This window comes from Gemmatimonadaceae bacterium (assembly GCA_035606695.1).
GTDB lineage: Bacteria > Gemmatimonadota > Gemmatimonadetes > Gemmatimonadales > Gemmatimonadaceae > JAQBQB01.
The window spans coordinates 100,339-121,255 of record DATNEW010000003.1; the positions used below are offsets into that span (position 1 = coordinate 100,339).

A 20,917-nucleotide genomic window follows, 5' to 3' on the forward strand; every position below is an offset into this window, starting at 1 on the left:
AGTTCAGCATGTCGAAGCGTCGCATTACCCTGGTTCAGAGTATGGCGGTCATGTTGCTCGCCGTCTCGAGTGTCGCGGCCGCTGGCCAAGGCGGATCCGCCGCCGGCACGGTCGCTCCCGACCGCCCCGATCCAACGCTCAAGAACGTGGTCGTGCTGGCGACCGGGGGCACGATCGCCGGCGCGGCCGGCAGCAACGTGACGGCTGGGTACTCGAGCGGACAGGTCGGCGTCGAACAACTTCTCGCTGCCGTACCCGAGGCGAAGAAGATCGCCAATCTCTCGGGCGAGCAGGTGTCCAACATCGGCTCGCAGGACATGAACGACGAAGTGTGGATGAAGCTCGCCACGCGCGTGAACGAGATTCTCGCGCGTCCCGACGTGACCGGTGTGGTGATCACGCACGGTACCGATACGATCGAAGAGACGGCGTACTTCCTCAATCTCGTCGTGAAGTCGGTGAAGCCGGTCGTGTTGACGGCGTCGATGCGCCCGTCGACGGCGCTCTCGGCCGATGGTCCGCTCAATTTCTACAATGCGGTTGCCGTCGCGGCGAACGGTCGTGCGGCCGGGCGCGGCGTGATGGTCGTGGCGAATGACTGGATTCATGGCGCCGGCTCGCTCACCAAGACGAGCACCACCGCCGTGCAGACGTTCATGTCGCCGCTCTCGGGACTGCTGGGCACGGTGGCGTACGGCGACGTCACGTGGCTGCGTCAGCCAATCGGCAAGAACACGACGACGTCGGAGTTCACGGTCGACCAGAGCACGACCCTTCCGCGTGTCGATATCATCGTGGCGACCGAAAACATGGATGGCGCGTTGATCAATGCCGCGGCGGCCGCGGGCGCCAAAGGCATCATCATCGCCGGCGTCGGAAACGGCAACATGACGCAGAAGGCGCTCGACGCGCTCGCCGCGCAGGCGAAGCGCGGCATCGTCTGCGTTCGCGCGTCGCGCGTCCCGACGGGATTCGTGGGCCGGAACATCGAAGTGAAGGACGACAGCCTTGGCCTGGTCGCGTCGCAGAGCCTGAGCCCGCAGGAGGCGCGCGTACTCCTGCGCCTCGCGCTGCTCAAGACGAGCGACCCGAAAGAGATCCAGCGCTACTTCGACGAGTATTGAGGCACTCTGATGCTCAGCACGCCGCGGGCGTACGCGCTTCTGGTCATCGGGCTTCTCGCCTCGCGGGGCGCCGCGGCGCAGCGGCCTCCCAGGTCGGCGGCGGATTCCATTCGCGATTCGGTGCTCGCGAACGGAATCACCGCCGGTGAAGCGGACGGAGAGCGCATGAACCGCAATCTCCTGTCGCGCGCGCGGTTGAATTTTGGATTCACCACGTTCGAGCTGGGTGGCGGGGTGCTCGTCGACTACATCGGCTACGACCAGGACTCCGCGAGCCGCTCGCAGTTCGATCTCGCGTCGATCGGCAAGCTGCGCGACGCGCGCGTGCTCGTCGGCGGCAAGTTCAGCACGAAGCGGTCGTTCACCTGGCAGGCGGGCGTCATGTACGACGCGGCGACCAAGAAATGGCTCGTGCGCCAGTCCGGTGTGATGATCGCCATTCCCGAGTTGTGGGGACATCTCTTCATCGGGCGCGCGAAAGAGGGCTTCAGCCTGAACAAGGTGATGGTCGGCTACGACGGCTGGACGATGGAACGCCAGCCGTTCACCGATGCCAGCATTCCGCTGCTCGCCGATGGCATCAAGTGGCTGGGTTACGTGCCGAGCCAGCATTGGTTCTGGAACCTAGGCGTGTTTGGTGACGGCTTTTCGCAGGGGCAGACGTTCTCCAGCTACAGCAATCAGTTCGTCGTGCGATCCGGATGGGTGCCGGTGGTCTCGGATTCCGCGGGCTCGCTCGTCCACGTCGCCGTGAACTACCGCATCGGGAAACCGCTCAACGACTCGCTGCGCCTGCGCTCGCGACCCGAGGCGTTCGAGGCGCCGTACTTCATCGATACCGGACCGTTCACGTCGACGTTGTCGCAACAGCTGGGGCCGGAGGTGTACTATCGCCCAGGGCGACTGCTCTTCGGCGGCGAGTACTACTGGCAAAACGCCAATTCCGCCGACAAGGGAAACCTCTGGTTCAACGGCGGCGAGGTCGTGGCCACATGGCTGACGACGGGCGAGACGCGCTCGTACAACACCGTCGGCAACTACTTTCGGTCGATCGCCCCGACGCGCACGGTAATGCAGGGCGGGCCCGGCGCGTGGGAGGCTGTTCTCAAATACTCTTATGCGAATTTGAATAGCCGCTCCGTTCAGGGCGGTCGCTTCTCGCGGGTGACACCCATGCTCAACTGGTATCTCACGGACAACGCGCGTCTGGAGATCGCCTACGGGTTCGGCGTGCTGAATCGGTTTGGGACGATCGGGCACACGCAGTTCTTTCAAGTCCGCCTTCAGACGGAGCTCTAGCGATGACGGCGCGCGATTCCCGCCACGCCCTGCTCTCGGTCGGCATCGCCGTCGGGCTGTGGGGCAGCATGCTCGTGTGCCTCGAGATTGGCCGCCGGGTGGGTATCGCGCACGTGCAGGCGTGGGGTGCCGACGCATGGTCTGGCGTCGGTGCCGTGGATGGCGCCGTCTTCGGCCTGCTCGCGCTGCTCGTGGGATTCACCTTCAACGGCGCCGCGAATCGCTTCGACCGGCGCCGCGAGCTCGTATCCGAGGAAGCGAACTCGATCTCCACGGCGTGGCAGCGCATCGCGCTCCTCGCCGACGATCAACAATCAGAGCTGCGCCGGCTGTTTCGCGGCTATCTCGATGCGCTCGTATCGTGGTACGCCGCTCCCTCGCCGACGCAGGATTCGCTTGGCCTGCCCGCCAGCATCACGCGCGCTCAGGACGCAATGTGGGCAAGCGCCGTCTCGGCCTGCTTGACGTCGCGGGGCGAGCCCGCGCGCGTCCTCCTCCTGCCGTCGCTGACGGACATGTTCGGCGCCGTCGATCGCGAACGCATGATGCGACACATCCATCCGCCAATGCTCGTCTTCGCGATGCTGGGCCTCACTGAGCTCGCCGCGGCGATATTCGCCGGATACGCGCTCGCAAATACGCCGGCGCGCAACTGGACCTACATCGTTGGCGTCGCGACGGCGATTTCACTCGCGACGTACGTCATCATCGAGCTGGAATTTCCTCGGCTTGGCTGGGTTCGAATCGATGACATGGATCGCGAGCTCGAGACGATTCGCGATTCGATTCGCTCAATCGCCGCGTAGCGCCCTCGCCGCATCGATTCTCAGCGCGCGCCAGGCCGGCACCGCGCTCGCCAACGCCGACACGACGACGAGCCCGGCGATCGTTACGCCGAGCGTCCGTGGATCTGACGGCGACACGCCATACGTCTGACCACTCAACACGCCGCGGGCCGCCACCGCACCGATCGAACCGACGAACGACCCAATGAGGCCGAGCGCGCATCCGCTCGACACCACCAGCCTCAGAATGTCCACGGGAGTCGCGCCAAGCGCGGCGCGAATGCCGATCTCCGCGGTGCGCTGCGCGACCATGTAGGCGATGACGCCGTATATCCCGATGGCCGCCAGCACGAGTCCCAGCAGCGCGAACGCACCGAGCAAGAGCGCCGCGTACGTCGTTCCGCCGGTGGCGGCCGCGACGACGTCCTTCATTGTCGACACCTCGGCGAGCGGAAGGTTCGGGTCCATCTCGCGCAACGCGGTGCGTACGGGAGTGGCGAGCGAAGCGGGGTCGCCCGCCGTGCGCACGAGAATGTCCTTGAACTCGGAGTTGAACTCCGGCAATTGGCGATACAAGCCGACGACGGCCGGAAACGGATCTTTTGCCAGTCCGTCGTTTTTCATATCTCTAAACACGCCGACGATCGTGATCGTCCGGGCCTCGGCCACCGGCCGAAGCGGATTGCCCAGCTGAAGGCGAGCGCCGACGGCGCTCCGCCCCGGGAGGAATCGTCGCGCGAAGGTCTGGTTGACGATCGCCACCGCCGGGCCGCCGACGACGTCACTCGTCCCGAGATCACGGCCCTCGACGAGCGGCGCGCCGTACGTGCGCAAGTACGCCTCGTCGCTCGTCGCGAGGTACGCGGTTCGCCGGTCATCGCTGCGCGCCGGCGCCTCACCCTCGATGGCGATCGTCTGCGGCCAGCGCGCCGCCACCGGCAGGTAGCCCGTGGTCAACGACGCGCTCCGGACGCCCGGCAACGCCCGGACCTTTGCGGTGAACTGCTCGCTGAACCGCGTGAGTGCGGCCGCGTCGCCGTACCGCGCCGGCGGAACGTACAAATGCGCCTTGAACAACCCGCTTATGCTGAATCCTAAATTCTGATTTCGTAATCGTGCCGCGCTCTGTACGAGCACACCCGTCGCGGCCAGCAGCATGACGGCCAGCGCGACCTGCACGACGACGAGTGCCGATCGCGCGCGGCGCTGTTCGTGTGACGCCGTGCCGGTTCGTCCTCCGGCACGCAAACTCGCGGCGAGATCCACCCGCGAAGTCGACCACGCGGGCCACACGCCGAATATCCCGCCGGACACGACGGCGATGACCAGCGCAAATCCAAGCACGCTGCCGTTCACCGTAAGGCCGGCGAGCTGTGGGAACTGCGGCGGATGCCAGCGCGCCACCGCCGCGCATCCCGCGGCGCCGAGCGCGAAGCCGGCTCCGCCGCCGATCGCCGCGAGCAGAAGCGTCTCCACCAGGAGTTGCCGCGCAAGCTGCACTCGACTCGCGCCGAGCGCGGTACGCACCAGCAGCTCGCGGTGTCGCGCCGCATTTCGCGCATGCAGAAGACCCGCGAGGTTGGTGCACGCGATCAACAGCACGAGAGCGACACCACCGCTCAGGATCGCGAGAATCGGTTTGAGCGCGCCGGCGCGCGATTCCACGAGCGGAGTCGCGGTCATGCCGTACGGACGATCCGCGGGATACGTCGACGCCAACCGCGACGCGACTCGCCGCAGCTCGGCACGGCCCTGCTCGATCGTCACGTTCGGCGACAACCGGGCGATCGTCACATCGCCCGTCGCGCCACGTGCTGCGTCGGATACGACCGTGTCGGGCTGCGCCCACGGCGTCCAGATGCGCGCCGTGAGCCCGCGCGCGTTGAGCCACGCGAGGTCCACGTCCGGAACGACGGCGATAATCGAGTACGGCTCGTCGTTGATTCGAATCGTCTTCCCGAGCACGTCGCGCGCCGAGCCATATCGATCCCGCCACAACGTTCGACTGATCGCGGCGACATAGTGGCTGCCGTAACGCTGTTCCTGGTCGGTGAACAGACGCCCCATGACGGGCGTGACACCCAGCGCCTCGAAATAGGCGCGCGACACCAACGCCACCGCCATCTGCTCCGCGACGCCGTCGGTGCCCATCGCGACGTTCTTGCGCCATTCGTCGTACGCCGCGACGCGCTGAAAGGCGCGCGTGTCGCGCGCGACGTCGCGCACGTCGAGCGGCGACGGACTGCCGACCACGACACCATCTCGCGTCGACGACCATGTGACGAGCTGTTCCGGTCGCGGAAACGGCAGCGTCCGGAACACGACGGCATCGATGATGGTGAAGATGGTCGTGGTCGCGCCGACGCCGAGCGCCAGGGTGAGCGTCGCGACGATCGCGAACGTGGGACTGCGTCGCAGGAACCGCGCGGCGTATCGGGCATCCCGTTTCAGATCATCCAACACACGCACGATCGCGGACATGCCTCGGAGCTCCTCGCGCAAGTACGTGACGTTGCCCACCGAGCGCCGCGCCGCGCGCTGCGCGTCGTCCGAGTCGAGCCCGTCGTGGCGGCGTTGCGCCGCATCGAGCTCCGCGCGCGCTCGGAGCTCGTGCTCGATCTCGCGATCGAGTGCGTCGCGCCGCCAGGCGGCGCGCCAGCGATACCGCAGTGCGTCGATCAGCGACATGCGGCGCTCAGGTCGACCGGAGCACGCGACGCATGGCGGCGACGAAGCGCTCGAACTCATCGACGCCGCGATCGAGCTGCCGCTCGCCGGCGCGCGTGATCGTGTAATATCGCGCGCGCCGTCCGGTGGGCGACTCCTTCCACTTCGAGGTCACCCATCCCTGTCGCTGCAGGCGTTCGAGCGACGGGTAGAGCGACCCCGGTTCCGCGGCGAGGACGCCGCCGGTGAGCCGTGCCACATGTTGCGTGATCGCGTACCCGTGCATCGGCTGCAGGCGCAAAGTGCGCAGCACGATGAGATCGAGCGAGCCGTGGAGAAGCTCGGATTTTTGCGGCGACGCCACCAATAGCGCTCCGATATATAGACTGCCGACTGGTTGACCTATCGACTGCCAATATATGCGGGGACCGCTCGGCGTCAAAGTCGAGGCCGCGCGCTCATGATCCCGCCAGTTCCGGCCCCATCACGCGAGCGATCGACTCCACCAGCCGATTCCAGCGATCCGCCTCGGCACTGAATTGCCGTTGGCCGGCGGCGGTGAGCGAGTAGAAGCGCGCGCGCCGATTGTTCGACGAAATCCCCCAGGCACCCTTGATCCAGCCGCGATCCTCGAGACGCTGCAACGCGGGATACAGCGAGCCATGATCGATGATCAGGCTGTCTTTCGACCGGTCCTGGATCTCGCGGGCAATGCCTTGTCCATGCTCCTCACCCAATAAGAGAATTCGCAAGATCAGTAGATCGAGCGTCCCTTGCATGAGGGCGTCGCGTTCCTTGGCGACCTGTCGCGGCATGTCGTTATCCGTCCGCGCGCAAGACGAGCGCGGGGTTCGTCGTCGCCGCCTTTCTCGCCGAGAGCGAGGCGGCCAGCAAGGCGACGCCCGCAATCGCCGCGGGCACCAGGATGATGCTCGCCGGATCGAGCAGGCTCGCCGCGATCGCGGCACCGGCCAACACGGCATTGGTGAGCTTGATCCCGACGACGCCCAGCGCGACGCCCGCGACTACGCCATAGCCAATCCACGACGTCGTGCCACGCAGGGTTCCCACCAACACTTGAACGCCACTCGCACCCAGCGCCATGCGAATGCCGATCTCGCGTCGCTTCTGGCGCACGGCGTACGACACCATGCCGTAGACGCCAACGGAGGCGAGTAACAGGCCAACGAGCCCGACGGCCGCGAGAATGCCGGCGCTGACTCGCGCGGTCATGACGCCGGCGTCCGATGCGACGATGTCTGACATCGCCTCGACCGACACGGGCAGCGCCGGCTCGATTGCTCGCACGATTCGTGGAATGTCGCGCGCCAGCGTCGAAGCATCGCCGTGCGTGCGAACGAGAATCCGGCTGCTCCATTCATTCGTGAGCTTGGGCAGATACACGTCGCCGACGTCCGGTTCCGTCATCGACGTGCCCCGAACGTTGGCCACGACGCCTACGATCTGTGCGGTGCCTTTCAATCCCGGCCCGGCGTTGAACGCATTCGGCCGCGCGACGCTGAGCGCAATTTGCTTTCCGACGGCGTCTCCGCGCGGCCACAAGGCACGCGCCATCGAGTCGCTGATGATCGCGACCGAAGCGCTGTCCCGCACGTCTTGCGCGGTGAACGTTCGGCCGCGGAGGATCGGAACGCCGAGCGTTCCGAAATACGACTCGGAGACAAAGCTGTACGGATATCGGGGCGCTGACTCGCCGGACTGAGAATCTCCAGCTCGTTCGGCGGGCAGCATCGCCGACGTGCTGACGTTTCCGCCGAGCGGCACACGCGAGGCAACGGCGAGCGATTCGACGTCTGGCAAAGCAGCGATTTGCCGGCGGACCTCCGCTTCGATCTGTCGCGCGCGCTCGGGCGACAGTGCGAGCTCCTGCGGGTTGGTGAGCCACACCGAAAGCACCCCGTCGGCATGAAAGCCAGGATCGGCGCGAACCAGTTGCATCGCCGATCGTGCGAGTCCGGTTGCCGCGATCAGCAACGCAACTGATAACGCGATTTGTCCTGAGATCAGAAAGGAACGAAGGCGTCCGACGCCCTTCCCCGCACCGGCGCCGCCGCCCGTTCGCAGGACGCCGGCGAGATCGGCGCGGCTCGCCTGCAACGACGGCGCGAGCGCGAACATCACGCCCGCGGCGATGCTCGCGGCGACCACGTAGAGTGCCAGCTTCGCGTCGGCGGTAATCGCGAGTGAAAGCGTGCCGCCGCCCTCGCGCGACAGGAATGCCGACAGCACGCGCGCCACGGTCGCGAGCACGTACGCCGTCGTGACCGCGGCGAGAAGTCCCGCGACAACCGCGACGACCACGCCTTCCGTGAGCAGCTGGCGCACGAGGCGGCCGCGGCCCGCGCCCGTGGCGAGCCGCACCGTAATTTCGCGCTCGCGCGCGGCCGCACGCCCCAACATCAGGCCCGCGACGTTCGCGCATGCGATGAAGAGCACCAGCAGCATGGCCACCTGGAGCGCGGCGAAGAGCGGGCGTACCTGTTCCCCGAGCCGTCCGAATGCGACAGCGGGAGACACGGTCACGGTCATCTGTCGCTCGGACGGCGGGAGCTCGCCGCGGCGAATGGCGGCGAGATTCGCGAGCTCGGCTTGTGCGTCGCGCACGGTGTAACGACTCGCCAATCGGCCGATCATCTCGCAACAGGCGCTCGATTCGCGCGCCGCGCGCTGGGCAATATCTCCGAGCGCCGACAGCGTGATCCAAAGGTCTGGCACTTCCTGGCGAATCCCGGCAAAGTCGCGCGGAGTGACACCGACGATCGTCGCGCGAATGCCGCTGACGATGAGCGTTGAACCAATCACGCCGGGATCGCGGGAAAAACGTCGTTCCCAGTAGTTGTCGCTGATCATCGCGGCAAACGCGCCGTTGCCCGCTTCGTCGTCGGCGCGGAGCGACCGCCCGAACACCGGCCGCGTTCCGAATGTCTCGAAGTAGTTCGTCGTCACGAACAGCGCGATCACCGGCTCGGCGACCGCACCGGGACTCGCGGCCGCCGGCGCGGACGTTGGCGATGTCGCAATCCCGGCCAGCCGAAGGTGCGATGGCTGCGCGATGGCAACGCTGGCCAATGTCCGGCTGTTGTCGCGATAGAAGAAATAATCCGCGATCGAGAATGGCCCGAACCGGATGGGCGGCTTGACCTGGGAGATGCTCACCAGACGGTCTGGTGCGGCGACTGGCAGCGGATGGAGCGCTACCGCGGAGAAGAGCGAGAACAGGGCGATGTTCGCCGCCAATCCGACGCCGAGCGCGCCGACCGCGGCGAGCACGTATGGCTTGTCCTTCGCCAGCGACCGCGCCGCATATCGCACGTCCCGAACCAGGTCGTCAAGGAGCGTGATATGCGTTCGCTCATAATACCCTTCACTCACCTGTCCGACGTTGCCGAACCTGCGGCGTGCCTCGGCCGCCGCGGTCCGCGGCGCCCAACCGTCGCGGATCAGTTGATCCGTCTCGATCGCGATGTGCGATTGGATTTCGTCGGTGAAGTCGTCGCTGCTTCGGCGTCTGCGCCAGCCGGTGAACAGATTGCGCATCCCGCACACTCGGGTAGAATGTCGACCCAACGTAGGACGCAGACTCCTGCCACGCAATAGCCGGCGGGCGCGCGAACGGCGCTGTCATGGTTCTCGCACAAAGCCCATACACATCGGCGACCTCCGGCGAGCCGCGCGACCGTAGCGTTGAAAGAATTCCTTCGGAGCCCGAGATGCGCGTGTGTCGTTTGGCCCTGGCCGTACTCCCGTTTGTGCCGGCGTTGCCGGCGTTGCCGGTTGTCCTCGCGGCGCAAATCATGAACACCGGCGGTGGGCGGCCGTCCGTTTCGCCTGACGGACAGTGGATCACGTACAGTGCGGCGCGAAATGGGGAATGGGACGTCTACGCCATTCATCCCGACGGCAGCGGCGACCGGCGCGTCACCAACGTCGCCGAGCGGAACTTCGTCAACCTTGGTCCGCCGACGTGGATCGGCAACCGCGTGCTCGTCTTCCAGCGCGTGAACGACACGACACACCTGTCGCTCGTCGATCTGCCGGGCAGTCCGGCCGAAGCGCCGATACCCTCGAGCCATTCCGTTCCAATCATGGCTGGAGCTCTGCAGCTGCGTCCCTCGCCCGACGGCCGGCAGCTCGTGTTCCTCCATGGCGGCCGCGGGCGACCGCGCGTCGCCGTAGTAAACGTCGATGGTACCGGATTCCACGATCTCACGGACAGCACCGTCGTCGGCATCAATCCCGATTGGTCGCGCGACGGCAAACACATCGCGTTTACCGTGGTGGACTCCGCATCGCACGGGCAGATCGCGATCGTCGATGCGAACGGCACGAACTATCACGTGGTTACGCACTTCGATCCAAGCAACGGGCTGCCCCAATGGGCGAACTGGGCGCCGGACGGCAAGCGACTCGTGATTCAAGCCGGCGTGTACAATCGCCAACACATCGAGGAAAGCACGGCGCATCTGTGGATTGTCGACGTCGCCACGGGACAGGCTACGAAGCTGGCGCCACACGCCGGCATGTCGCTCGATGAGACGCCGTCGTGGTTTCCCGACGGAACACGCATCGCCTTTCAAAGCAATCGGACGGGAGTCATGCAAGTGTGGACCATGAAGCCCGACGGTTCCGACCCGCGCCAGCTCACGGCGCTCCATCCATGAAAAGCCTTCGACGCGCACCGCTATTCTCCGCCCTTGCGATCGCGACCATCGCGCTCGGCATCGCCGCCAACACGGCCATCTTCTCCATGGTCGAGGGCGTGTTGCTCCGCCGTCTGCCGTACGCCTCCGGAGAACGAATCATTCATGTCCGGCAGGCGTCGTCGCTCCTGCCCGACACGCGCTTTTCCATTCCGGAAATTCAGGACCTGCGCGCACAGTCGACGGCGTTCGACGCCATCGTCGAGTACCACTCGATGTCCTTTCAGTTGTATGGGCTCGGCGACCCGCAGCGTCTTCAAACGGGTGTCGTATCGGACAACTTCTTTCAAGTGTTCGGCGTACAGCCCGTGCTGGGCCGGCTGTTCCGCAAAGGGGAGGAAGAGGTCGGCGCGCCGCCGGTAGTCCTCCTTTCATACACGTACTGGCATAACGTGCTCGGCAGCGATCCAAAGGTCATCGGCGCCAAGTTCACGATGAACGATCGCGTACACACCGTGGTCGGCGTGCTGCCTCCGCTGCCCGTGTATCCTGACAACAATGACATCTGGCTTCCCGCCGGCGCGTGTCCGTTCCGTTCGGCGCCCCCGGCGATGGCTTCACGCACCGCCCGCCTCCCTACCGTCTTCGCCCGCCTGCGGCCGCGCGTGTCGATGGCGCGGGGAACAGTCGAGCTGCAGACGATCGAACAGAAGCTGCACGGCTTGTACTCGGAGGCGTACCCGCCCGGCAATGGTTTGCACGTGACGACCGAAACGGTGCACGACGAGCTCACGAAGGATTCGAAACCGCTGTTGCTGATTCTCTTCGCGACCGCGGTGTTTCTCATGATCGTCGCCGCCGCGAACTTTGCCGGGCTGACGATCGCGCGACAGCTTCGCCGGGGTCGCGAGCTGGCCGTGCGCGAAGCGCTCGGCGCGAGTCGCTTGCGCATGTTCTCGCAGTTGGCGTCTGAGAGTCTTCTGCTCGCGCTGCTGGGCGGCGTCCTCGGCACGCTGCTGGCCTGGAGCGGACTTGGCCTGCTGCGCACGTTCGCCACGCGCCTCACCCCGCGCGCGGGCGACATCGGCATCGATGCGGTGGTGCTGGGATTCGATCTGCTCACGGTCACGCTGGTCGGTCTGCTTGCCGCCGCCGTCCCGTTCATCCGCGGCCGCGGCGGCGCGTTGCTCATCGATCGTCTGCGCCAGGGAAATTCGGGCGCCATGGCCACCCGCGGCGAGGGACACCTTCGCAGCGCGTTCGTCCTCGCGCAAATCGCGATTGCCTTCGTGCTGCTGGTTGGCGCGGCGCTCGTCGGCCGAAGCTTGCTGCATCTGGAGCGCGTCGACGCCGGGTTCAACGGGCACGACGTCCTGACCGCCCGCATCACATTAAATTTCTCTAAATATTCGAACGCGCAGCGAGTGCTGGCGTTCAACGACCAACTCATGTCGCGGCTGGCGTCCACGCCCGGCCTGGACGCCTCCGCGATCGCCAGCACGCTGCCGTTGAACAACGCCGTCACCCGAACGCGCGCGTTCACGATCGGGGGCGTCGATGCGACGACCGGCGCGCAGAGTCCGCGCGGAGATTTCACGAGCGTCAGCCCGCGCTACTTCCAGACGCTCGGGATTCCCGTCGTGCGCGGCCGCGCGTTCTCCGAGAGCGATCGCGATACGGCCGACGTTCCCGTCATCCTCAGTCAGCGGTTGGCCGCGTCGTTCTGGGGCACGCGCGATCCGATCGGCACCCGGATCTCGACCGACAGCGGCAAGACGTGGAGTCGGGTCATCGGCATCGTCGGCGACGTGCACCAGAACGGGCTCGATCATGACGTGGGTCAACAGGTGTACATGCCGTCGACGGTCATACCCACCGGAGACATGCGCGTGTTCGTGCGCTTCAAGGGGCCGAGCGCGCCGATCGCCCTGGCGTTGCGTGGCATCATTCGCGACATGGATCCACAGCAGGCCGTGGTCGCCGTGCAGACGCTCGATCAAGTCCGGGGCACACAGCTGACCGAGCCGAGATTGACGTCGGTGCTGCTCGCGAGCTTTGCGGTGGTCGCATTGGTCCTGGCCGCGACGGGATTGGCGGGGATCGTCGGCTATTCCGTTTCGCAACGCATCCCGGAGATCGCCATCCGCATGGCACTCGGCGCCGATGCATGGCGGATCATCGGCATGGTCGGGCGCGACGGCTTGAGCATCGTCGTGATCGGACTGGTGTTTGGCGGAGTCATCGCGCTGTCGCTGTCGCGATTCATTCGCTCGGTGTTGTTCCAGATTCAGCCGACCGATCTCGCGACCTACGCCGGCGTCGGCGCGCTGCTGCTGCTCACGGCGGCGCTGGCGTGTTTCACGCCGATTCGCCGCGCCGTCGTCACCGACGCCGCGCGGATTCTTCGATCCAGCTGATTTGCTCGTAGGGCCTCAGCGCGGCGACGGTCGCGCTGGAATCCATACAACTCGGCTCTTGCACGCTCTCCTCCTCGTACCTACCCTTAGATACGAGGAGGAGAGAATTCGCATGGCCATGCTCAGAGGCACGCTCGACCCGCTCGTGCTCAAAACGCTGTCCTGGACGCCGATGCACGCGTTCGAGATCGCGACCTGGCTCGACGAGCGCTCCGCCGGACGCGTTGAAGTCGACGATGCCGCGCTGCTCCAGGCGCTGCACCGGTTGGAGGAGCGCCGGCTCATCGCCGCCGAGTGGGCCGTGACGCAGAACGGCCGCCGTGCCCGATACTATCGGATCACGACGGCCGGACGGTCCTACCTTCGCACCGAATCCGCGCGCCTCGTCGACCAGCTCGACGCCGTCACCGCGATTCTCGCGGACAAACGCGCGAAATAGGGGAAACACCGTGGCGTCATTCGATCGCCGTCCGGGTATCCGTCGCCTCTTCCAGCTGCCGCTGTTGAACCGGCGCGCAACGAGCCGAGACGCCGATGAAGAATTGCACGCGCTCATTGCGAGCCGCGTCGAGTACCTCGTCGCGCGCGGGACGCCGCCCGAGCGCGCGTATGCCGAAGCCCTTCGCCGTGTCGGCGCGTCGCTCGACGACGCCCGACGCCAACTGCAGTCGTCCGCCAACCATCGGGAGCGCCGCATGCAGCTCAGTGAATTCCTCGACAGCGTGATGCATGATGTCCGCTACGCGGCCCGCGGGCTCATTCGGCGTCCGGGGCTCACGGCCGTGGCCGTGCTCACGCTCGCCATCGGTGTCGGCGCGACGACGGCGATCTTCAGCGCCGTCAACGCGCTCTTGCTGCGTCCACTGCCGTATGCGCGACCGAACGAGTTGATGCGCCTGCCGTTGTTCATTCCCGCCGACGGCGCGTTGGCGAAAAGTGAATCGGGTTGGTCGTATCCAATGTTCTCGATGCTGCGCGACGAGCAGAAGAGCTTCACGGACATCGCGCCGTACACGTTCGGGCAGTTCAATCTGACGAGCGGGGACGTCGAACGCGTCGCGGGCGAATATGTGGGCGCATCGTATCTGCACGTGCTGGGTCTCTTTCCCGTGCGCGGCCGCGACTTCGATCGCGCGCTCGACGCTCACACTACCGGCGCGCCGCACGAAGTAATTCTTTCGTACGGGCTCTGGCAGCGCCGATTCAACGGCGACCCGTCGATCGTCGGCCGCACGATCGACATCAACCGCGAGCCGTGGACGATCATCGGCGTTGGCCCGAAAGACTTTCGCGGCCTTTCGGGGCAGGCGGACCTGCTGCTGCCCGCCGCCACGATGTCTCCCGCTCGACTGAGCGCGAACTACTTCAACTTCGTCCTCATCGCGCGTCGCGCGCCAACCGTGACCGTGGCGCAGGCCGTCGCCGCCACGACGGCCATCGGCGCGCGCGTCGGCGCCGCGTATCCCAATCCGATGAGCAAGTTGAACTGGGAGGTCGGCGCGACGCCGCTCGACGAGGCGCGCATCGATCCCGCGATCAAGCGTTCCCTGCTCGTCCTCTTCGGTGCGGTGTGTCTCGTGCTCGGCATGGCGTGTGTCAACGTCGCGAACTTGCTGCTCGGCCGTGCCACGGCGCGGCGGAGTGAGATTGCGGTGCGCATGGCAATGGGCGCAGGTCGCGCGCGCCTCGTTCGGCTGCTGCTGACCGAAAGCGTGCTGCTCGCGTTCGCAGGCGCCATCGCAAGTGTGGCGGTTGCGTGGCTCGGCGTGCGCGCGCTCAGCACGATCGATCCGGCCGCGGTCGGGCGCGCATCGAACGTGGCTGCCGCGGCATTCGGCGCGGTGCAGTTCTCGTCGATCGCGTTGGATCTGCGCGCGTTGTCGTTCACGTTGGTTGCGTCACTCGTCGTCGGCGTGCTGTTCGGACTCGCGCCCGCGCTCGATGCGGCCCGGGCATCGCTCACCGGCGCGCTCAACAGCGATCGTCGATCGAGCAGCGGCGGCGCGGGACGCCGCGCGCTCGTGGTCGCCGAGGTCGCGTTGGCGATCGTGTTGTTGGCGGGGTCCGGCCTCATGGTGCGAAGCCTGGCGAAGCTGCTCTCGACGGACGTCGGATTCAACGCGGCCAACGTGCTCACGTTTCAATTGACGGCGCCACCAGGTTCCGTCCCGCGCGACTCGATGCCCGGCTTCTATTCGCAGATCCTCGACCGCGTCCGCGCAGTCCCCGGTGTCTCAGACGTGGCGCTCGGCAGCTGCGCGCCGTTGACCGGCCGCCCGTGCTCCGGCGGGTTCTTTCATCGCGCGGGTACGCCTCTCTCCGGTCCGGCGGACATGAACACGCTGATCGGCACGACCGTCGTCTCGCCCAACTGGTTCTCGCTCATGCGCGTGCCGCTCGAACGCGGCCGCACGTTCACGACCGCGGACGGGGAAAACGCACCGCAGGTGATGTTGTTGAACGAGAGCGCCGTAAAGAAGTTCTTCGGCAGCGAAGACCCGATGGGCAAGCACGTCTCGCTCGGCGGATTTGCCGGTATCACGGATGCCGAAGTGATCGGCATCGTCGGCGGCGTGCGGCAACGTGCCGATTCCGCGCCGGAACCGACGGCCTACGTTTCGATCGCGCAGTCGCCGTCGCCCGGCATTACGTTTTTCGTTCGATCGTCGAGGGACGACGCGTCGCTCGGCACTGAGGTTCGACGCGCCGTGCACGACGTTGCGCCGCAGCTGCCGCTGTACGGTATGCAGACGATGACGCAGATCACCGCCGCCGCCACGGAAGACGCTCGTTTTCGCACGTTGCTTCTCAGCGTGTTCGGCCTCATGGCGCTCTCGCTCGCCGCCATCGGCATTTACGGCGTGTTGTCGTTCGCCGTCGCGTCGCGAACGCGCGAGATCGGCATCCGCATCGCGCTAGGCGCCGAGCGCGCGCGGGTTCAGCGTCTCGTAATCGGTGAAGGCATCGGACTGGTCGCGGTTGGCGCGATCGTCGGCGTCGCCGGCGCGCTGGCTGCGACGCGCCTCTTGCGTACGTTTTTGTTCGAGCTCACGCCGAACGATCCGCTGACCTACCTGATGGTCGTCGTCGTGCTCGGCCTCGTCGCGGTCGTGTCGAGCTGGGTTCCCGCGCTTCGAGCGTCGCGCGTTGATCCCGTGGTCGCGTTGCGCGCCGAATAACGCCACGCGAACAATCACACCGGCGTCATGCGTCGGACGCTTGCATCAACGGCAGCACGAGCGCCAGCAACGCGTCGATCTCGAACGGCTTCCGCAAACGCCCGTACGGCGTGCAACAGTCGTCGAGCGTCCCCAACAAATCATCGTGGCCGGTGATGAGCACCGTCGGCGGCAGCGGCGGTTGCTCTCGCTCGAGAAAGTGCATGAGCTCGTGGCCGCTCATGTGAGGCAACTGCATGTCGAGCACCATGCACACCGGAACGGTCGGCGTCGCGCGACCGACAAAGTCTTCCGCGGAGGCGAAGCTTTCCACGCGAATTCCCTCGAGGCGAAACGCGCGCGCAAGCGACGACCGCAGCGACTCGTGGTCGTCGATGATGGCCACCCAGGAATTCGTCATTCGCGAAACGCCAGTCGAACGAGGTCGCTCGATACGGACGATACCGACGATACCGACGATGCCGAGCGCGTTACCGCGGGCCGGCGTGCTTCGGCGACCGATCGCATTCGATCGTTCCGAGGCATCACGACGCGGAACGTTGCTCCGCCGCCCTCAGCGTTGTCGGCGTGCACTCGTCCCTGATGCCGCTCGACGATCGATCGCACGATCGCGAGCCCCAGGCCAAGGCCGTCCGGCTTCGTCGTAAAGAACGAATCAAAGAGGTGCTGCCTGACATCGAGCGGAATTCCGGGGCCGCTGTCGTGAACGGCGATCTCGATGTCGTCGTCGCGGGCACGCGTAGCGATCGTGACGCGAGGATCGGCCGACGACTCCGCGGCGTGGAGGGCATTCAGCGCGAGGTTCAGCACCACCTGTTGCAACTGAACGCTATCGCTGGCGAACAGAGGCAGCCGTGGATCGAGCGACAACACGAGCTCGACGCCGCGATCCTGCGCCTCGTGTCGGAGCAGGCGCGCCGCCATGCGACACACGTCGTTGACATCGATGGGCCGCGACGACAGATCTTCCCCGCGCACCAGAGCCCGGACGCGTTTGATGATCGCGGACGCGCGCTGATCGTCCGCGATGATATCCGTGAAGATCTCGCGGCACAGCTCGCGTTCGTCGGCGACCGCGCCGGCGCCGCGGTTCATCAACTTTGCGCCGGTCTCGGCGTTCGTGCGAATGGCGGCGAGTGGTTGCCGAAGCTCGTGTGAAATCGTCGCCCCGAGCTCGCCGATGGCAGCCAGCCGCTCCATCTTCGCGATGCGCCGCCTCGTTTCATCCGCGTACCGCCGGCGTTCGTCCGCCTGCGATTGCGCATGCTTGCGCCGCCGCCGCTCCACCAGCAATGCGCCGATGAGCAGCAGTTCCGTAGCCATGATGCCAAGCGCGAACAGCACCGGCGTTCGGTAGCGTTGCCACAGCGTCGGCTCTCGAAACAGCAATTCCGTTCCTGGAAGCAGCCGATCCCCGGCGAGTGCCCAGCGCCGAAGTTGTCGCGTGTCCACGACGTAGCTGTTGCCGATCGCTTCGACGGGCGGCATCGGCGCGCCGGGCCGGCGGTGAAGGACGCGAGCAACGAGCCGCGCCGTGAGAGCGCCTTCGTCATCGAACCGCGTGACCGCGCCCCCAACGACGCCCTCACCAACGTAGCTCTTCAACTGCGTGTACATCGGCGCGGGAGTCGCGCGCGCGATGCTGCCGATGATATCCAGCGGTTCGAACGCGTCGCCACGCCCGTCCTGGCGATAGTTGGCGAAGATGACGATCGAGCGCCGCGGTATCTCGTGCACTCGACGAAGCAGCGTATCGAGCGCGAGCCCTTGCAGCACGACGATCGGCAACGGATCGCGTTGAGCCGCCGCGGCACCGATCGCGGCCGACACGGCTATCGAGTCGGCCGAGCCGGCGCCGCCAATCACGACGACGCGCGCCGCGTCCGGCTGAAGAGTGCGCGCGAACGACAAGGTGGATTCAAACCGCGACGCGGCGGCAAGACGGCCGGTCACACCAGCGGGCAACAACTCCGGATCCGTTTGCGGCGCGGCGCACAGTGCGAACACGATCGGGGCATTCGGCACGACGTCCCGCAAATGATCGATCGCGAATCGCAACGCACGGCTGCCGACCGGCACGATGACGTCGATCCCGAACCGTCCGTACTTGTCGTCGAAGTAGTTCTTCAGCGGCGACGAGTGCTCGCGTCCGGTGAAACGATCGAAGTCCAGCGCTTCCTGGTAAAACTGGACGGGCGACCCCAGCTCGACCCGAAGCGCACGGCGCAGTTGCTGGCCAAACTCGACCATCGGTCGCGTTTCGGCCTGCTGCTGATACAATATCAAAACGTGCGTTTGACGCACCGCGTGCTGCGCGTCTGCCGCCGGCGCGAGAGCGCCAAGCGAGACCACGAGAGTTAGGACGAACCTGCGCTTCGACGGCGTGGAAGGCACGACGACGGTCTCTTGTTCTAGAAGTTGTATCGCAGCGCGAGTTGAATCTGGTAGTACGTGTCCACGTTTTCGTCGCTGTACCGGGACATCGCGGGATCGAAGCGATAGATCGGTTGCGCCTGCGGTCCCGTCACCTGGCCAACCTGCGAGAGGAGCGTGACCTGACTCGTGGTCGTGAACGTCGCTCCGGTCGGCAGCGCGCTTCGCCCCCAGCGAGAGTTCAGCAAATTGAGAACGTTGAACACCTGGAGCTCGAGCGCGGCCGACTGTTTGCCCACGGTGGGAAGCGTCTGGCGAATCGCGACGTTGGTGAAGCTCATCCACGGTGAACGGCAACTATTGCGCGACATCACACGACCGCGCTGCACACGCAGACACGGCGCACCGTCGATGAAGCGGTCGAATGCGGCTTGTTGCGCGGCCACGTTGGCCGGCGTTCCGTCGAACCGTATCTCCGCGCCGTCAGACGCGCTCGTCGGGATGTAGATCGGATCGTTTCCGACGGCTCCGTCGGCGTTGAGATCGCCGTATCCTTGCGCTCCGCCGGCAACGTACGTGTACGGCAGTCCCGAGCCGCCGACGTACGAGAACGTGACGTCGGTGCCGAACGTCCGCCACGGCGAATGAACGGTGCCGGCGCCGCGCACGCGAAGCGGTTGATCGAAGTCGGACGTGCCGAGGACCATGTCGTCGTCGCGGCCGGCAACGGGACGCGCGAAGCGCCAGGTGTCCGTGAGCAGCGTGCTGACGGTTCGCGGACTCTGCACGTCGCGGGAACGCCCGTAGCTGATCGATCCATCGATGTCGGCAAGCCGGCCATGCTTCCGCAGCACCGCGGTGACGTCGTAGGAGTTGTCTCGAGACTCGTTGCTAATCTCGACGATGTCACCCAACTGCGGCGCGACCCGGCTCGGCGCGGCAGTGCCGTCCGCGTTGATCGCCCCATACATCACTCGGCCGCGGCGATCGATCGTTGCAGGTTCGCGAAGATTCACGGGCGAAAAGAACACGGCGTGCATCGCGCGCGTGAAAAGCCCTTCGATCGTTCCGACGAGGCCGAACGGCAGTTCCGAATCCAGCGCCAGCGAGGCGCGCATGGTCTGCGGAGCGCGCAGATGCGGATCGATCACGTCGATCTCGCCATTCGTCGTCGCACCGAAGGTCTGTCCGCCCGCACACGCCATCGGCGGGTTCTGAAAATCGGCACGAAACGCCGGCGCGGGACCTGAATCGCCCGCGCGCGCGCCGCACTGCAGTGTTCGCGTCGCCAAGCCATAGGCGGAAAACCCGCCGAATAACCAGAACATCGGCGGACGCCCCGTGAAGAGTCCCGCTCCCCCTCGCAGTTGCGTGCGGCCGTTGCCCTTCCCCGTCACATCGTAGTTGAACCCAACTCGCGGCGACCACAGCACGTCGCCCGACGGGACTTCGTCCGTACGGAGACGGAAGGCCGAATCGACCGCGCCTACGTACGACGGCTTCGCGGAAAGGATCGACACATCGGCGCGGACGCCGAGGGTGAGCAACAACCGCGACGAGGCGTCCCATTCGTCGCTCAGATAAATCGCGTGGTAACTGCCGGACGCCGCGGTCACGCTTCCCGTGTCGCGCGTGACGCGATATCGCGATGCGGTGCCCGCTTGCAGTGAATCCAGGCTCGCGAACTCCCACACGCCGTACGATCCGCGCAACTGAAACGCGCGGAGGTCGAACACGTGTGATGACAGTCCGACGGTGAGGCGGTGCGCGCCCGCCGACATCGAAAGATTGTCGGTGAGCTCGGCGGTCCAGCTCGCGTTTCGTTGGCCCGTCGCGATCTCGTGCGTGCCTGCCTGCAGCACCGCCGAGCCGCCGTTCGTGCCCGGCACCGTCACCAGTATCAGCGGCTCCTCGACTGTCGGACGAAATCCCGAAACGACGCCCGTGTATCCGCCGAGCAGTTCGTTCGAGATGCCGCTTGCAACGTTGGTGTTGATCTGCAGCGCGCCCGACCGCTTGTCGACCCACCGCGAATGCTGAAGCGACGATAGCGGGAAGCACGCAGCCGGCGGACAGTTCGTCGGCGCGAGCACAGTCGGTCGCGCGAAGATGGAGCTGTCCGCATGTCCGAAGTTGCCGCGCACACTCACGCGGCTGTTCCAGCGCGACAACGGGGCGTCGAGACGAAGAAACACGCTCGACGATGGATTGCGATTGCTGACGGCTCCCGCGGAGCCGGCGCTGAGTCCGCGCGCCGTGAGGATCTGTTGAAAGCGCGAGACGTCGCTCGCGCGAACAGGGAGACTCGCATCGGCCGGCGACGCGGGGTCGACATGCGGCCCGAGCGCCGGAATTTCGCGTTGCTGAAACTCTGATGCGACGAAGAAGAGCAGACGATCGCGCACGATGGGA

14 protein-coding genes are annotated in these 20,917 nt (G+C 66.1%); 7 read left to right on the forward strand and 7 right to left on the reverse strand.

Going from position 1 to position 20,917, the window contains the following annotated elements; all coding sequences use genetic code 11:
- Positions 1–8: 8 nt before the first annotated feature.
- The 3 genes from VN706_01345 to VN706_01355 are packed head-to-tail and all read left to right on the forward strand — an operon-like array spanning position 9 to position 3,229.
- Positions 9–1,124 (forward strand): type II asparaginase, encoded by a 1,116-nt coding sequence (locus VN706_01345; protein ID HXT14242.1) that lies wholly within the window; start codon positions 9–11, stop codon positions 1,122–1,124.
- Positions 1,125–1,133: 9 nt separating this feature from the next.
- Positions 1,134–2,423: a porin gene (locus VN706_01350; GenBank protein ID HXT14243.1), complete on the forward strand. Its 1,290-nt coding sequence runs from the start codon at positions 1,134–1,136 to the stop codon at positions 2,421–2,423.
- Positions 2,424–2,425: 2 nt separating this feature from the next.
- A complete protein-coding gene (locus tag VN706_01355; protein HXT14244.1) occupies positions 2,426–3,229 on the forward strand; it encodes a hypothetical protein in 804 nt (267 codons plus the stop codon).
- Here the strand turns inward: VN706_01355 and VN706_01360 are convergent.
- The 4 genes from VN706_01360 to VN706_01375 all read right to left on the reverse strand — a co-directional run bounded on the left by VN706_01360 (position 3,215) and on the right by VN706_01375 (position 9,433).
- Complete coding sequence (locus tag VN706_01360; protein ID HXT14245.1) at positions 3,215–5,896, reverse strand: ABC transporter permease; 2,682 nt, start codon at positions 5,894–5,896, stop codon at positions 3,215–3,217. The genes VN706_01355 and VN706_01360 overlap by 15 nt on opposite strands.
- A gap of 7 nt (positions 5,897–5,903) precedes the next feature.
- A complete protein-coding gene (locus tag VN706_01365) occupies positions 5,904–6,239 on the reverse strand; it encodes a PadR family transcriptional regulator (protein ID HXT14246.1) in 336 nt (111 codons plus the stop codon).
- 94 nt (positions 6,240–6,333) lie between these two features.
- Positions 6,334–6,690, reverse strand: a complete 357-nt coding sequence (locus VN706_01370) for a PadR family transcriptional regulator (protein HXT14247.1) — start codon at positions 6,688–6,690, stop codon at positions 6,334–6,336.
- Between the two features lie 4 nt (positions 6,691–6,694).
- Positions 6,695–9,433, reverse strand: coding sequence for an ADOP family duplicated permease (locus VN706_01375; GenBank protein ID HXT14248.1), 2,739 nt, complete (start codon positions 9,431–9,433; stop codon positions 6,695–6,697).
- Positions 9,434–9,612: 179 nt separating this feature from the next.
- Between VN706_01375 and VN706_01380 the strand changes: the two genes are divergently transcribed.
- The 4 genes from VN706_01380 (at position 9,613) to VN706_01395 (ending at position 16,132) form a co-directional block, all read left to right on the forward strand.
- Positions 9,613–10,557: a hypothetical protein gene (locus VN706_01380; GenBank protein ID HXT14249.1), complete on the forward strand. Its 945-nt coding sequence runs from the start codon at positions 9,613–9,615 to the stop codon at positions 10,555–10,557.
- Positions 10,554–12,953 carry an ABC transporter permease gene (locus VN706_01385; protein ID HXT14250.1) on the forward strand — a complete coding sequence of 800 codons (2,400 nt, stop codon included), beginning with the start codon at positions 10,554–10,556 and terminating at the stop codon, positions 12,951–12,953. Before VN706_01380 ends, VN706_01385 begins: the two co-directional genes overlap by 4 nt.
- 112 nt (positions 12,954–13,065) lie before the next feature.
- Positions 13,066–13,392, forward strand: coding sequence for a helix-turn-helix transcriptional regulator (locus tag VN706_01390; GenBank protein HXT14251.1), 327 nt, complete (start codon positions 13,066–13,068; stop codon positions 13,390–13,392).
- A 10-nt stretch (positions 13,393–13,402) separates the two neighbouring features.
- Positions 13,403–16,132 (forward strand): ABC transporter permease, encoded by a 2,730-nt coding sequence (locus VN706_01395; protein HXT14252.1) that lies wholly within the window; start codon positions 13,403–13,405, stop codon positions 16,130–16,132.
- A gap of 25 nt (positions 16,133–16,157) precedes the next feature.
- Here the strand turns inward: VN706_01395 and VN706_01400 are convergent, their stop codons facing one another.
- From VN706_01400 to VN706_01410, 3 genes are all read right to left on the reverse strand, one after another.
- Positions 16,158–16,532, reverse strand: a complete 375-nt coding sequence (locus VN706_01400; protein HXT14253.1) for a response regulator — start codon at positions 16,530–16,532, stop codon at positions 16,158–16,160.
- Positions 16,529–18,484 carry an ATP-binding protein gene (locus VN706_01405; GenBank protein HXT14254.1) on the reverse strand — a complete coding sequence of 652 codons (1,956 nt, stop codon included), beginning with the start codon at positions 18,482–18,484 and terminating at the stop codon, positions 16,529–16,531. The genes VN706_01400 and VN706_01405 overlap by 4 nt, the downstream gene beginning before the upstream one ends.
- A 59-nt stretch (positions 18,485–18,543) precedes the next feature.
- The coding region (locus tag VN706_01410; GenBank protein ID HXT14255.1) for a hypothetical protein at positions 18,544–20,917 on the reverse strand (2,374 nt) is incomplete at its 5' end.

Excerpts from the sequence above, each read along its gene's own strand:
- VN706_01345 (HXT14242.1), top strand. The coding sequence starts at position 9 with ATGTCGAAGCGTCGCATTACCCTGGTTCAGAGTATGGCGGTCATGTTG.
- VN706_01350 (HXT14243.1), top strand. The coding sequence starts at position 1,134 with ATGCTCAGCACGCCGCGGGCGTACGCGCTTCTGGTCATCGGGCTTCTC.
- VN706_01355 (HXT14244.1), top strand. The coding sequence starts at position 2,426 with ATGACGGCGCGCGATTCCCGCCACGCCCTGCTCTCGGTCGGCATCGCC.
- VN706_01360 (HXT14245.1), bottom strand. The coding sequence starts at position 5,896 with ATGTCGCTGATCGACGCACTGCGGTATCGCTGGCGCGCCGCCTGGCGG.
- VN706_01370 (HXT14247.1), bottom strand. The coding sequence starts at position 6,690 with ATGCCGCGACAGGTCGCCAAGGAACGCGACGCCCTCATGCAAGGGACG.
- VN706_01375 (HXT14248.1), bottom strand. The coding sequence starts at position 9,433 with ATGCGCAATCTGTTCACCGGCTGGCGCAGACGCCGAAGCAGCGACGAC.
- VN706_01385 (HXT14250.1), top strand. The coding sequence starts at position 10,554 with ATGAAAAGCCTTCGACGCGCACCGCTATTCTCCGCCCTTGCGATCGCG.
- VN706_01390 (HXT14251.1), top strand. The coding sequence starts at position 13,066 with ATGGCCATGCTCAGAGGCACGCTCGACCCGCTCGTGCTCAAAACGCTG.
- VN706_01400 (HXT14253.1), bottom strand. The coding sequence starts at position 16,532 with ATGACGAATTCCTGGGTGGCCATCATCGACGACCACGAGTCGCTGCGG.